General features: G+C 46.7%; 10 protein-coding genes. All 10 read left to right on the top strand.

What is annotated here, in order from left to right; all coding sequences use genetic code 11:
• Positions 1–2: 2 nt before the first annotated feature.
• The 10 genes from BMZ72_RS24675 to BMZ72_RS24630 all read left to right on the top strand — a co-directional run bounded on the left by BMZ72_RS24675 (position 3) and on the right by BMZ72_RS24630 (position 15116).
• Positions 3–3389: a SusC/RagA family TonB-linked outer membrane protein gene (locus tag BMZ72_RS24675; RefSeq protein ID WP_089812347.1), complete on the top strand. Its 3387-nt coding sequence runs from the start codon at positions 3–5 to the stop codon at positions 3387–3389.
• 19 nt (positions 3390–3408) lie between these two features.
• Positions 3409–5310 (top strand): RagB/SusD family nutrient uptake outer membrane protein, encoded by a 1902-nt coding sequence (locus BMZ72_RS24670; protein ID WP_089812346.1) that lies wholly within the window; start codon positions 3409–3411, stop codon positions 5308–5310.
• A gap of 23 nt (positions 5311–5333) precedes the next feature.
• Positions 5334–6047 carry a DUF3823 domain-containing protein gene (locus tag BMZ72_RS24665; protein WP_089812345.1) on the top strand — a complete coding sequence of 238 codons (714 nt, stop codon included), beginning with the start codon at positions 5334–5336 and terminating at the stop codon, positions 6045–6047.
• 4 nt (positions 6048–6051) lie between these two features.
• Positions 6052–7074, top strand: a complete 1023-nt coding sequence (locus tag BMZ72_RS24660) for a glycoside hydrolase family 43 protein (RefSeq protein ID WP_089812344.1) — start codon at positions 6052–6054, stop codon at positions 7072–7074.
• Between the two features lie 752 nt (positions 7075–7826).
• The gene (locus tag BMZ72_RS24655) at positions 7827–9110 is read left to right on the top strand and encodes a peroxiredoxin family protein (protein ID WP_089812343.1); all 1284 of its coding nucleotides are present in this window, start codon (positions 7827–7829) and stop codon (positions 9108–9110) included.
• An 88-nt stretch (positions 9111–9198) separates the two neighbouring features.
• On the top strand, positions 9199–9858 hold the full coding sequence (locus BMZ72_RS24650; protein WP_089812342.1) for a YceI family protein: 660 nt from the start codon (positions 9199–9201) through the stop codon (positions 9856–9858).
• Positions 9858–10793: a cytochrome-c peroxidase gene (locus BMZ72_RS24645; RefSeq protein ID WP_089812341.1), complete on the top strand. Its 936-nt coding sequence runs from the start codon at positions 9858–9860 to the stop codon at positions 10791–10793. Before BMZ72_RS24650 ends, BMZ72_RS24645 begins: the two co-directional genes overlap by 1 nt.
• A gap of 42 nt (positions 10794–10835) precedes the next feature.
• On the top strand, positions 10836–13388 hold the full coding sequence (locus BMZ72_RS24640) for a TonB-dependent receptor plug domain-containing protein (protein ID WP_089812340.1): 2553 nt from the start codon (positions 10836–10838) through the stop codon (positions 13386–13388).
• 31 nt (positions 13389–13419) lie between these two features.
• Positions 13420–14232: a DUF4397 domain-containing protein gene (locus BMZ72_RS24635; RefSeq protein WP_089812339.1), complete on the top strand. Its 813-nt coding sequence runs from the start codon at positions 13420–13422 to the stop codon at positions 14230–14232.
• 14 nt (positions 14233–14246) lie between these two features.
• Positions 14247–15116: a cupin-like domain-containing protein gene (locus tag BMZ72_RS24630; RefSeq protein ID WP_089812338.1), complete on the top strand. Its 870-nt coding sequence runs from the start codon at positions 14247–14249 to the stop codon at positions 15114–15116.
• Positions 15117–15212 lie beyond the last annotated feature (96 nt).

Raw genomic sequence — 15212 nt, 5'->3', positions numbered from 1 at the left:
TTATGCGTACTTGTGTTTACCAGTTGCTGGTGGCCCTGTCGTTTACCACCATCGTATTTGCCAGGTCCGGCAAAGCCCAGGAAGTATTACAGCAGAAAATCTCCCTGGAAGTAAAACAACAACCTGTAGGTAAAGTATTGACCCAGATTGAAAAAATGGTGGATGTCAAATTCCTTTACAGTTCCTCCCTTATTCAGTCTGACCGCAGGGTAAACGTAGCTGCCGACAATGAAACACTGGCTGCTATCCTGGATGAGTTACTCCTTCCTTTGCAACTCCAGTACCATGTCTCTGGCCGGCAGATTGTGCTAAATCGATTACGCGCTCCTGCTGAAGCCGGGCAACAACAACCTGTACGTATCACTGGTCAGGTAATTGACCCGAAAGGCGTGCCCTTGCCAGGCGTAAGCGTTAAGCTGAAAGGTACATCTACCGGTGCGACTACTGATGCTAATGGTAATTATGGTTTTAATGTACCTGCGCTCAGCGGTATCCTCATCTTCACTTATGTAGGCTATGCGCCTAAAGAGATCGAGATCAATGGTAAGCATTCCGTGAATGCTACACTGGAATCATCTTCTACCGCACTGGGCGATGTTGTGATCGTGGGATATGGCTCACAGCGTAAAGAATCACTGACAGGCGCTATCTCTTCTATAACCAGTAAAGACCTCAACGGCGTACACGCCGGTTCTACTGTGAGCGCTGGTCTGGCAGGAAAGATCGCCGGTGTGTCTTTTCGTATGTCTGATGGCCGCCCTGGCGCCAGCGCTTCCATACAGATCAGGAACATGGGTAATCCGCTGTATGTAATTGACGGTATCCAGCAGGATGAAGGTCAGTTCAACAACATCGCTCCCGCTGATATTGAAACCATTACTGTACTGAAAGACGCTTCCGCAGCGATCTATGGTATGAGAGCTGCTAACGGCGTTGTCGTAGTGACTACTAAACGCGGTAAACTGGGCAGTCGCAACACCATCAACGTAAACGTTTACAGAGGATGGCAGAACTGGACCCGTTTCCCGAAAACAGTGAACGCTTATGAGTGGATGGTGGGTAAAGCCGATGCAGATGTGAACCAGTCAGGTCATACTGCTATCACACAGGCAGAACTGGACAAATGGCAGGCTGGTACCGAAACCGGTTATAAGAGTTTTGACTGGTATAAGTTTATCGTAAAAGGTAACTCCCCGCTGACACAGGCAAACCTCAACTTCACCGGTGGCTCTGAGCGTATTAATTACTATGTGTCTGCTACTCACCTGGATCAGAACTCCGTACTTGGCAGAGAATTTACTTTTAGAAGGTCCAACGTACAGAGTAATATCGATGCCCGTGTATCCGATCGTTTTAAAATCGGTGCGCAGATCAATGGTCGTGTGGAAACACGTGACCAGCCAGGCGTACCGGGAGGAGATGATTACTGGGCAGCACGTTTTGCGATCCTGCGTAACAGACCAACAGAACGTCCTTATGCAAACGATAATCCGAACTATCCAAACGATATCGGTCACAACACGGAGAACTGGGCTTTGCAGAATAAAAAATTGTCCGGTTACTGGAGAAGTGACTGGCGTGTAGTACAGTCCAACCTGACCGCAGAATACCAGTTCCCGCTGGAAGGATTGACTGCAAAGGGTCTGTTCTCTTATTACTATGCAAATGAAATTATGAACGGACATGAGTATACCTATAAAGTGTATACCTACAATCCGGCAGACGATACATATAACGTAACAGGCGGTAGCTCCAACCCTTACCGCGAAAGGCGTAACAGAACCATTCTGTCGCCAACTTTACAGGCTCAGCTGAATTATAATAAAGCCTTTGGCAAACATACAGTAGGAGCTACACTGGTAGCTGAAAGGATCAAGAGAAGAGACCTGAGCACCTACGTACACTCCGTACCAACGCTCAACCAGTTACCATTGATCTATTTCTCGACAATGGACACTTACAATGACTACGATAACACAGAGGCAAGACTCGGTTATATCGGTCGTGTAAACTATAACTATGGCGGTAAGTACTACATTGAACTCTCTGCACGTCGTGACGCTTCCTGGAAATTTGCACCGAATAAAAGATGGGGAACCTTCCCTTCTGTATCCGGTGGATGGAGAGTGAGCGAAGAGAAATTCTTCAGCGGCATAAGCAAGAAAGCTATCAGTGAACTGAAACTCCGTGGATCCTTCGGTAGAATGGGGGATGATGATATCGGTATTGGTGCATACGATTATCTGGCAGGTTATAACTATAACTCATCCACTGTTATACTGGATGGTAATGCCGTGATCGGTTCCCGTAACAAGGGCGTACCTATCACCAATATCTCCTGGTTCGTGAGCCAGACGCTGGACATCGGTCTGGACTATGCATTGTTCAATGACAAGATCACTGGTGCGATCGATGTATTTAACAGAAAAAGAACAGGTTTGCTGGGATCTAAATATGACATCCTCGTGCCTAGCGAACTGGGTTACAATCTGCCATCTGAAAACGTGAACAGCGATCAGGTTGCCGGTTTTGAAGGTTCCATCGCCTACTCAGGAAAAGTGAAAGAAGTAAGCTTTAATATCGGTGGTAACTTTTCCATCGCACGTCCGAAAACGCTGCGTACCTATAAGCCGGTATTCAACAACTCACTCGATCATTATTTCAACTCCCGCGAACAGCGTTACGTGAATGCTTTCTGGGGATTTGAATCAGCAGGACAGTTCCAGTCACAGGAGCAGATCAATAAATATCCCGTGAACGTGGATGGTTTTGGTAACAAGACATTATTACCAGGTGATATCATTTACAAAGACCTCAACAATGATGGTATCATCAATGATCAGGACAGACGTCCAATCGGTTATGGTACCGGTAGAAATCCAATCCTGAACTTTGGTCTGAGTTTCTCTGCCAGCTGGAAAGGTTTTGACGGCCGTATCGACTTCTCCGGTGGTGGCGGTTATTCCTTCAACCGTAACTGGGAAACGCGTAATCCATTCCAGAATGGTGGTAACCTGTTTGCCGATCTGTATAACGACCGTTGGCACAGAGAGAATCCGCTCGACGTAAACAGCCGCTGGATTCCAGGTAAATACCCTGCACTCCGTTTCAATGACGGTGGTCATAGCAGCTACGGCAGAGATTCCGATTTCTGGCTGACCAATGTTAAATACCTGCGTGCCAGAACGATGGAGCTGGGATATACTATTCCGAAAAATGTGCTGAGTCGTGTGAAAATAGAAAGAGCCCGTTTCTACGTGAACGCGAATAACCTCTTCTCTATTGACAACCTCAAAAATGTCGGTATAGATGCTGAGATCGTGGATGATAACGGTCTTACCTATCCGCAAAGCAGATTTGTGAACATTGGTTTTGAACTTTCTCTCTGATCATTTAATTACACGCAGCATGAAAAAATATTTGCTGATACTGACAGCTGTCATTTCTATCATAACAACAGGATGCTTAAAGGATGATGAATTCCTGACGACTGATCCTACCAATTTGCTTACTGACGATGCTGTATGGAAAAGCCCGGATCTGGTGCTCTCTGTACTGGCTGATCTATATGATCGTTACCCTGAACAGCAGACGATTACCAACTGGGCTGAGTTTACCAACTTTGATGAAGCATTTCCTTCAGAAGCTGGCCAGTACTGGAGAACCAAACAGGTGGACTATCCTACCGGATGGTGGTCTTTGTGGGATTACGGTTATATCCGTGACCTGAATCTGTTTGTGCAGAAATGCCAGGCAGCTAACGAGTTGGGTGCTGATGCACGCGCCCGTTTTCTGGCAGAAGCCCGTTTCCTGCGCGCTGCTATCTATTTTGAAGAAGTAAAACGTATGGGCGGTGTGCCGCTGATCCTGGAACCAATGGAATATAACTTCAGCGGTGATCCTACTTATCTGCAGCATGCACGTGCAAAGGAATCTGAAGTATATGATTTCGTGATCAGTGAACTGGATAGCGTGAAAAATGTATTGCCGGATGATGGTGGTATTAAATCACGCGCAACCAGAGGCGCCGCACTGGCGATGCAATCAAGAGCTGCTTTATATGCAGGTTCTATTGCAAAATATGGTGGCGCTACGCCGCTGGTAAGTCTGCCAGGTGGTGAAGTTGGTATCTCTGCTGACAAAGCCGTTACTTATTTTACAAAAGCACTGGAGGCATCACAGGCAATTATTACCGGAGGAAAATATTCTTTATACAAAAAGAAAGCGGAAGACCTGCAGGAGAATTTCGCTGCACTCTTTTATGATAAGTCAAACAATCCGGAAGTCATCTTCGCACAGGACTTTAAACTGAAATCAGGTAAGACACAGGACTGGACATTGGCTAACCAGCCATGGTCTTCTGCAGAGGAACAACAGGGGGGCAGAGTGAATCCTTCCCTGAACCTGGCCCTGCAATATGAGAAACTGGATAACACGTTCGCGCCATTCGCTACGAATAACGGCAACGATTATGTGTATTACAATAATCCGGGTGATATTTTCGCCGGTAGAGACAACCGTCTGGGTGGCACGATCATGTTACCTGGTACCCGCTTCAAAGGTGTTCCCCTGGATATCTGGGCTGGTGTGATGTACTGGAAGGATGGTAAATACAATATTATCTCCGGTGATAACTTCGGCGACAGAGACAGTATTCCGGTAGCAGGAGCGCCTAAGAGCTCTCAGGTAGTGGGTACAGACGGTCCGGTAGACGGACTGCAGTACAGTGCGCAGACTGGTTTCTTCGTTCGTAAATTCATGGACCCTACAGTAGGATCTGGTCAGATAGGTACACGTAGTGATGTATGGTGGATACGTTTCCGCTATGCAGAAGTATTATTAAATGCGGCAGAAGCTGCTTTCGAACTCGGTCAAACCGGTCTTTCATCCACTTATATTAACCAGCTGCGTGAGCGCGCAGGTTTTACTACCCAGCTGACAGACGCTCAAATGACCTTTGACAGGATCGTACACGAGAGACGTGTAGAACTGGCCTTCGAAGGACACGAAATGTTTGATAACAAACGCTGGAGGATCGCGCATAAGGTATGGAACGGAGAGAATATCTCTGCAACTGATGTGACTTCCAACCTCGGCAAGGCGGACAGGGTAAATACCATGATCTATGCGATGTGGGGGTATAAGATCTATAATCCGGGTAATGCGAATGATGGCAAATGGGTGTACAGGATTGTAAAACCATCCAATGTAACCGCTGCACACCGCTTTAATCTGGGGAACTATTATTCTGTAATAGGCTCTGATATTCTCAGTAACAACCCTAAGCTGGTGAAGAATCCTAATCATTAAGTATTGATCGTAAAACTTGCCACATGAAAAAAACATTCGTATATATAACTTTGGCACTGACTGCATTTGCCTGTAAGAAAGATAACTATGATCCACCTTCTTCTACCCTTTCCGGTCATATCACCTATCAGGGAGTGCCGATCAACGTCAGTTCAAAAGACGTAACTTTCGAACTATGGGAACCCGGATGGGGAAAGAGCGGAGCGATCACTGTCAATGTAAAAGAGGATGGTTCTTATTCCGCGCTCTTATTTGATGGTAATTATAAGCTGGTCATCCCCCGTTCACAGGGACCATTCAGGTCCATCACCAATGCAGAGACCAAAACTGACACGATGCTGTTGACAGTCAGCGGTAGCCGTGACATGAATATCGAGGTGATGCCTTATTATATGGTCAGGGATGCTAAACTGACATTGAGCGGTACGACCGTGAATGCGAACTGCAAGCTGGAACAGATCATCACGGATGCTAATGCGAGAAACGTTGAGTCGGTGTTCCTGTACCTGAACCAGACTCAGTTTGTGGACGGAACTAACTACCTGGCACGTACGGCGTTAAACGGCGGAGATATCACAGACCTGGCGAACGTCAATCTGAGTGTTAATGTGCCAGACAATCGCTCCGGCAATGGCGCAAGCGGCGACCAGGATTATGTATTCGCACGTATCGGAGTGAAAATCAGCGGTGTGGAAGATCTGTTGTTTTCCGAAGTCCAGCAGATTAATCTGAAATAAAAATATGATAAGATCACTTATTTGCTTTTTGCTGCTACTGACGTCTGTTGCCTACGGACAACAGACGTTTAAAAACCCGGTGCTTCCAGGGGGGCCTGATCCCTGGTGTGTATATAAGGATGGATATTATTATTATATGCATACGATGGGCAACCGCCTGGAGCTGTGGAAAACAAAGAACATCGCTCAGCTGAAAGATGCGCCACATAAAACGATCTGGACGCCACCGGCTTCCGGTCCTTACTCCAAAGATATCTGGGCGCCTGAAATCCATTATCTGAAGGGTAAATGGTACGTTTATTTTGCTGCGGATGGTGGTGATAATAAGTTCCATCGCATTTATGCACTTGAGAACAGCTCGTCCGATCCTATGCAGGGTACCTGGGAGTTTAAAGGAAAAGTAACAGACCCGGAAGACAAGTGGGCCATTGATGCCAGTGTATTTGAGCATCAGGGGAAATTATATATGATATGGTCAGGATGGGAAGGCGACAAGAATGGCCGGCAGGATATTTATATCGCCGCTATGAAAGACCCGCTGACCATCCAGGGGAAAAGGGTAAAAATATCAACACCGCAGTATCCATGGGAAACCAAAGGAGATCTCGGAGATCCTGATCTGAAACATATAGACGTTAACGAGGGGCCGCAAATACTGCAACATAAGGGTTTACTTTTCCTTATTTACTCAGGATCTGCCTGCTGGACAGACGATTACGCATTAGGGATGTTAGTAGCTGATGGAAAAAGTGATCTGTTAAATCCGGCTTCGTGGAAAAAACATGATCAACCGGTTTTCAGACAATCACCTGAAAATAAGGTATATGCCCCTGGGCACAATTCATTCTTTACATCGCCTGACGGTAAAGAATACTGGATCTTATATCACGCCAACGACCATTCCGGAGATGGTTGTGGCGGGAAGCGATCACCCAGGATCCAGCGGTTTAGCTGGAATAAACTGGGCTGGCCAGTGTTCGGAACACCGTTAAAAACAGATACTTTATTACAAATCCCCCGTTCCTGACGGGGGATTTTTCTTTATGGTAGCGGATTTGCAGAGAAATTAAACGATCGTGGTATTGTCAGAGTCGCCAAGCTGTGTTAACTTTTGTTAACGAAATTATACTTATGTCAGGTAATTAATGAGACTGCCGTATATTTTCCGCCTGTTTTATGTAGATTTAGATACAACAACAGTATAACAATTAGTGTAGTACTTTATCAGCTTTATCATCATGCCGTCAATCGTTTTACATTACGTTATCATTGCGTGCATTACAGTTATGTTTGTGTTAGTGAACAGATTCTACGGTCACAAGACCAGCGTTAACTGGAAGGAGAACAATGAACAACTTTAAGCGCCACGCATAAGGTAACCCCGCCAACATACTTTGTCAGATGCCGTTGTACCAGATGGTCAGGATAGTTTGCCACGTGCTATCTTATTCAGGTACAGGGATTTCCATGTTTATTTTGAATAGTCTATAAAATTTATAGACTATTATTTGGAAAATAAAATCAGCCAGTCTATCTTTGTTATCACCACCCTAATTAAGCCACCATTAATTAGTTGATTTTCTAAAAATTAACTAACACTTTTGAACATGAACAACTTCCTTCGTTCTTCCGGCTGTATGCCCTGCTGTTGTCGCTAATCTGCCTTTTGTCCAAAGGCGCTTTCTTTTTCCATCGTCATATAATGATTTCAAACGACCGATAACCGGAAAGGGATAGCTATACCCTGAACTATCAACCACTCAAATCAAATCTACGCTCATGAACACAATTGCCCGTATCGGAGTAAAAGGCCTGCTGGCCACTGTACTATTCGGCAGTACTGTATTTGCAACTGAGAAAAAGCCCCTGTTTTTAAAAGAAGGTGTATGGCGTGGTGTATTTACTGTTAATGAAGCCAATGTGCCTTTCAACTTCGAATTCAAAGGAAAAGACCCCGAACACGCTGTGTTCTCATTGATAAATGGTACACGCCGTGATGAGTTTAAAGTAAAGCGTGTCGGAGACGATTCGCTGTTTATAAAAATGAATACCTATGATGCTGCACTGTTTGCAAAGATTGAATCAGATGGCCGTATCACCGGTGAATACAGAAGTCTGGTACCCAACTTCAGAGGCAATGCATTGCCTTTTGTAGCGGAAGCTGGTAAGAAATACCGCTTTATAGAGCCAGGAAAAGATGTGAAACCCGCTGTGAATCTGTCCGGTAAATGGGAATTACAGATCTACAGTAAGGAGCCTACACCTAACAGGATTGGTCTTTTGAAACAGGAGGGTAACCGTCTGACAGGCGTGATCATGTCTGTCGTAGGTGATAGCCGTGAGCTCGAAGGCACTGTACAGGGCAATGAATTTGAACTGTCAGGTTTTACCGGACCAAGCCCGATCTATATCAAAGGTCATATCAATGATGATCAGTCCTTCACCGGAGAACTGAGTCTGGGCATCTATAACAATGTAAAGTTTGATGGTAATAAGAACGCCAATGCAGAACTGCCGGATCCTTACAAGCTGACCTATCTGAAAGAAGGATATAAGAAGCTGGATTTCACATTGCCTGACCTGAATGGTAAAGAGATATCACTAAGCGATGCAAAGTATAAAGGAAAAGTGGTGATCGTTGAGATCATCGGCACATGGTGTCCTAACTGTACCGATCAGACAGCATTTCTTGCTCCCTGGTTCAAAAAGAACAAAGACCGTGGTGTAGAGGCGATCGCCATCGGTTTTGAGCAGAAAGATGATTTGGAATACGCCCGATACACATTAGGTAAATTAAAAGATAAATACGGTATTGAATATGATATTCTTTTTGGTGGCATTGCTGATAAGAAAGTGGCTTCGGAAAAACTTCCGGCACTCAACCGTATGATGGCATTCCCTACAACTATTATTATAGATCGTAATGGTGATGTGCGTCAGATACATACGGGATACACCGGTGAGGTAACCGGTAACTATTTCAAAGATTATGTAAAGAAGTGGAACGACGATCTGGATGCGCTGATCGCAGAACCTGTCCGCCAGGACGTAGCAATTAACTAATCTCTTCTCGTCTATACATGTTGTTCTCTGTTGTAATGCCTGTGGGGCCGCGTGGATCGGCCCTGCAGGTTGCTAAAACAAAAATCCCATGAAACTTTTTCAACACGCTGCATCTTTCGCTTCGATAGGTGTGATCGCTGTGATCACCGCTTTCACTGTGCAGGTTCAAAATACAGCTCCTATACCTGCAACTGTAAAAACTGCTGCCGCTACCAGTAAAGTCACGGCTTTCCAGGTAGACAGCAAAAACAGTAAACTCTTATGGACGGCCCGTAAGGTGACCGGAGAGCATACCGGTACGATCAACATCAGCAGCGGTACGCTGAATGTGGAAAACAAGGCCCTGCAAAGTGGCAGTTTTAAACTGGATACCCGCAGCATTGCCGTAACAGACATTAAAGATGCGGATGGTAATGCAAAGCTGACCGGTCATCTGAAAAGTGATGACTTCTTTGCTGTGGAGAAATTCCCTGAAGCTGATTTTGCGATCACAGGTATTAAGCCGCATGGTAATAACCAGTACGATGTAACAGGTAAACTGACCATCAAAGGGATTACCAATGATGTCAGCTTCCCTGCCACTGTCGTGATCGATAAGGGTAAGCTGACTGCCAACGCAAAAGTGAAAGTGGACAGAACGAAGTACGGTATCAAATTCCGTTCTAAGAACTACTTTGAAAACCTGGGCGATAAGGCTATCTACGATGATTTTGATCTGGATATAACACTGCTCGCTAATGCTCAGTAATGAAAACGTGGCTCATCATAGGTTTGTTAGTGACCGCATGTACTCTGCTGGCTTTTCATTCAGAAGAACCGCTGACGCGGGCGACCCTTGGGGAAAAATTGTTTTTTGATCCGGTATTATCGCTGGACAGGACTGTCAGCTGTGCTTCCTGCCATAGGCCACAGTTTGCGTTTGCCGATACGTCAACCTTCAGTAAAGGCATTCATGACAAGCCCACCAAACGAAATACTCCTGCGCTTACCAACCAAAGTGGCCGGCCCAGCTTCTTCTGGGATGGACGGGCCGCCACATTGGAAGAGCAGGCAAAGCAACCAATTATCTCTCCGGATGAAATGGGACTGCCGATAGCAGAAGCAGTGAAACGCCTGAATGCAGACAGTGTATACGTACAGGCATTCAGAAAGCTCTTTAACAGTGCACCTACTGAAAAAAATCTGCTACAGGCACTGGCGGCATTTGAACGTACGCTTGAAACAGCCAACAGTCCCTATGACAGATACATTGCCGGTGATGATCATGCTATCTCAGCCGCAGCCGCAAGGGGACGTTTATTATTCATCGGAAAAGCCAACTGTAGCAACTGTCATTCGGGTGAAGACTTTACTGCCGACCGCTTCAAAAATATAGGACTGTACAACGGTACGACACTGAAGGATGCAGGCCGCTTTGACATCACACATGATAGCGCCCAACTGGGTTTCTTCAAAGTGCCAAGTCTGCGGAATGTGGCGGTTACAGCGCCTTATATGCATAACGGTATGTTCAGGACACTGCGTGAGGTCATTGTATACTACAACACACCAGATGCATTGGTACATGATGGCATCAAAAGGGATTTATCATTAAATACACCATTGAACTTAACGGACACAGAAATAGACGAACTCGAAGCTTTTTTGAAAACACTTACAGACGACCGTTTTATCAACCAATAATCAAATCCCGCCACAGGCGGACAGTCTCTTCAACACTATAACATGAGAATCTTTACTATCATTATTCTACTGCTGTTGACAGGCTACTACGCGCCGGCACAGTCGCAGGAAAGGGATTCCCTTACCCTGCGACGGCTGGGTGAAGTACAGATAGTAGGTTCCCGCAGCGTGACGCGTACACGTTTAAATGCGCCTGTACCAGTAGATGTTATTGACCTCAGATCTTTACAGGAAAACGCCCCCCAGACCAGCCTGACGCAGTTGCTGCAATATATCTCTCCTTCCTTTCACTCTGTGAACGGCAGCAACGCCGGTGATGCAGGATCTGCACTCAATCTCGCACAATTAAAAGGATTGGGTGTGGACCAGCTGCTGGTCCTTGTGAATGGTAAAAGAAGACATAAGAGCTCCAATGTTAACTGGGGTGGACTAGGCAATGGTGCTACGGGTTATGACCTGAATTCAATTCCTGCCGGCGCCATAGAGCGTATAGAAATACTCCGGGATGGCGCTGCCGCGCAATATGGTTCAGATGCCATTGCCGGTGTGATCAATGTAGTGCTTAAAAAATCAACCGATGATATTACACTCAGTTCTACCGCCAGTGTACGCCGGCGGGGAGATGGATTAACAACACGTACCAGCGCCGGTTACGGTTTTAAGCTGGGAGATAATGGCGGCTACCTTCGCCTGACCGCGGAATTTGCCACACAGGCAATTGCATTGCCTGCCGGTAAAACAGATGCAGGACTGTACAATGGTCCGATCTATGGTGGCGGCGCCAATACCCGTGGTTATGATGCGATCTATACAAAAGATATAGACGATGCGATATTGGCCAGCCGTGGCATCGACCGTCATTATTTTGATCAGCGTGGTGGTGGCGCTAACAAAGCGAAAGATGCCCTCCTGTCATTTAATGCAGCCATCCCTCTGAAGGAAGGCGTAGAGTTATATACGTTCGGCGGGATCAGTCATCGTAATTCAGAATTTACAGCGGTATACCGCTTACCGGGATGGACAGAAAGAAATAACGCCTTTCTCTACCCTGATGGATTCCTGCCCGAAATGGACAATACCATCACGGATAAATCGATCGCTATTGGCGTAAAAGGAAAGATAGGACAGTGGACAATCGATCTTTCAAACGTATACGGGAAGAATGATTTCGGGAATGTCATTGACAACTCACTGAATGCAAGCTATGGACTGAAGAGCCCTACTACCTTCGATGCCGGCCGGTATAATGCTTCCCAGAATACCGCCGGACTTGATATCTCCCGCTATTTCGACCATGCGCTCAAGGGTGTCAATGTAGCCTTTGGTGCACAGTACCGTGTAGAAACCTATCAGATCATCGCGGGAGAGGAAGCTTCTTATGCCAAGGCGGATCTTCGGACGATCTATAACATAGATACGACAGCAGCAGGCGTGCCTTATCAGTCTGCCGCAGGCCTGATCGCATTGAACAGCCTCTCCCCCGGCTCCCAGATCCATGCAGGTTTTCGTCCTGCGAATGAAGTAAATGTCAACCGTGCTGTAACGGCCGGTTATGTAGATATTGAGGCAAACATCACCCGTCAGTGGTTGTTGTCTGCCGCCGTAAGAGCAGAACATTTCTCTGACTTCGGTAACGTGACTACCTGGAAAGTAGCCAGTCGTTATAGCCTCGCTAAATGGCTGGCTTTCCGGGGAGCCTATAACACCGGTTTCCGCGCTCCTGATCTGGCGCAGTTCTATTACACAGAAACGTCCACGACCTTCCAGCAGGGACGTGCAGTGGACCTGGTAACAGCATCCAATAAAAGTGCAGCCGCGCGGGCATTAGGTATTCCATCGCTCACACCCGAACGTTCAAGAGGATTCAGTGCGGGGATCACTTCTGAACCTGCCCCAAGGGCTGAACTCAGCATAGACGCTTATCATGTGGAGATCGATAACCGCGTAGGCAATACAGGTAATTTCTCTGCGCTGGATACGAATCTGCCAGAGGATGTGAGAAGCCTGTTACTACAGACAGGCACCACACAGGCTAAATTCTTCTACAATGCTTTCAGCACCCGTACGAAAGGGATTGAGTTCACCGGTAGTTATAAAGTTTTGCTGAATAAGGGTTCTTTATCCTTCCTTGCAGGAGCCAATTTCTCTAAGAATGAAGTAACGGGTGTAAATACGCCCAGGGGCCTGGAAGCCTACCGTTACGTCATCTTCAGCGAAGCGGAAAGAGCGCGGGTAACGACGAATATTCCTCAGCAGAAGATCACTTTACAGGGCATTTATAATTCACGCAAATGGAACCTCTTATTGCGTACCGTTTATTTCGGCACTGTCACGACAGCTACAGCGCTGAATGCTACCTTCCCCCGCCCGGATTATTTCTTCCAGAAACTGCCTGCTATATGGGTAACCGATCTTTCGGTGGGTTATCATATTACACCGCAGTTGCTGGCAACCCTTGGCGTCAATAATGCATTTAATGCATTGGGTGATTACACCGCGCCGGAGACTTCCGGTCTGCGTAATCCTACTGTAGTGGGTATCCAGAATGGTAGTGCTGGTGTGCAACCTTTCGCCAGACTACTCGCTAAATTTTAAACGCACCTGATGGTGTATTAAAAGATGCAACATGAACAAGAAACCTTATCTCCACCATACGATCGTGCTGTTGCTATTTGTCTTGCTGACAGCCTGCAACAAGTCAGACTATCTTGATGTGAATGCGGGGGAAAGACCACCGCTCAATGCACAGATCAGTTTTGTCAATGCGCGTCCGGCAGATGTGCCTTTGCAGTTCTGGATATTTACCACGCAGGTGACGACAACTGCGGTTGGTATCAACCAGGCATCGCCTTATCTGCCTGCCTTATTCGGTAATGTACAGATCAATTTTACAGAAGGAACAGGCACCAGCTATAAGTTATCCCGTCAGTTTGGTAATCAGGCTACTTTCTCTGCGAATGGAGGCCCTAACGGCCCAATAGCCGGTTACTATCATACGGTGTTTGCTGCCAGATCGAAAGCAGATATTACGAAAGATACCCTCATACTATTCTATGACAATCCGCAGCCCCCTGCTGCCGGTAAAGCCAAACTACGCTTTGTGCATCTGGCGCCGTCTATTCCCGCCGTACAGGTGTCATTACAGCAGGAAGGTCATGAACGCCTGCTGTTTGACACAGTGGATTATGGCCGTGCCGGAGGATCGGTATTATCAGGAGATGGTCTGAATACCTGGTCACTGGGACCCTTTGTGGAAGTACCGGCAGGTGCTTCCGCACTGGTGATCAGCACTGTGGCAGACCGTCAACCATTGGCAATTGACAGGGACGCCTTTTCCCATCTCTCACTGGAGGCGGGCAAAAGCTATACGGTCTTTTTGAATGGCGTACCGGGCAAAGCAGCGACAGGAGGCGCTATCGTCACTCATTTTGGGAACTAACAACAAAATATATCATGCATCTGAAACCTGTAACAGCCATTAGTGGGTACACCCGGGAACAGTTCACGACAGCATATCTGGAACCCGGTATTCCGGTATTGATCAAAGATTTTATTGAACCGGACAGTGTCGCCCTGCAGAAATGGAACTATGATTACTTCCGGCAGGAAGCGGGAGAAGTAATGGTCGGTGTGCATAGTGAAGAAAACGCGCATCTCGACAAGGCGACGAGTCAGCCGGGCGAAAAGATGAAATTCGCCGACTACCTTGACCTGATAGCATCGCGGCCTACAGTAAGAAGGCTATTCCTTTTCAACCTGTTGCGTGAGCGACCGGATATCAAAAAGGAATTGAAGGTCCGGAAGATCGCAGATAATCTGCTGACCTGGTTGCCTTTTTTATTCTTCGGAGGAGAAGGCTCTTCGGTACGGTATCACTATGATATTGATATGTCGCACGTTTTCCTGTCGCAGTTTCAGGGCGTGAAAAAGGTATGGTTATTCCCCAATGAGCAATCTGACCTCTTATACCGTTTACCATGGAATTTTCACGGGATTGCTGATCTGCGTAATCCGGATTATGAAGCCTTTCCTGCATTACGGCAGCTGAGTGGATGGGAATGTACCCTGCATTTTGGAGAGACACTGTACATTCCTTCCGGCTACTGGCATTACATACAGTATGAAACAGCGGGCTATTCCGTAGCCTACAGGGCATTACCGGTCTCTATGCTGAAACGTGCGGTAGGTGTCAGGAATATCTTTATCACCCGTCGTTTTGACGATGCGATGCGCAGGATATTAGGTAAGAAATGGTTTGATTATAAAATGAAGACTGCCTACAGAAGAGCGGCGCGTGCCGTAGAAAGAGGCGGTTCAAGATAAGGATGATCAGGATATTGCCGGTGGAACGCTGCTGGCAGCGAACACTGTCTGACCGATTTAGTGGTGGAAAATCGGTAGGGGCATGTATTGCCAGTA

Origin of the sequence: Chitinophaga sp. YR627 (genome assembly GCF_900114995.1) — a bacterium.
In the GTDB taxonomy this organism is placed as follows: domain Bacteria; phylum Bacteroidota; class Bacteroidia; order Chitinophagales; family Chitinophagaceae; genus Chitinophaga.
Note: the sequence above shows the minus strand (reverse complement) of the source record. Positions and strands in the feature narration are given on the sequence as shown.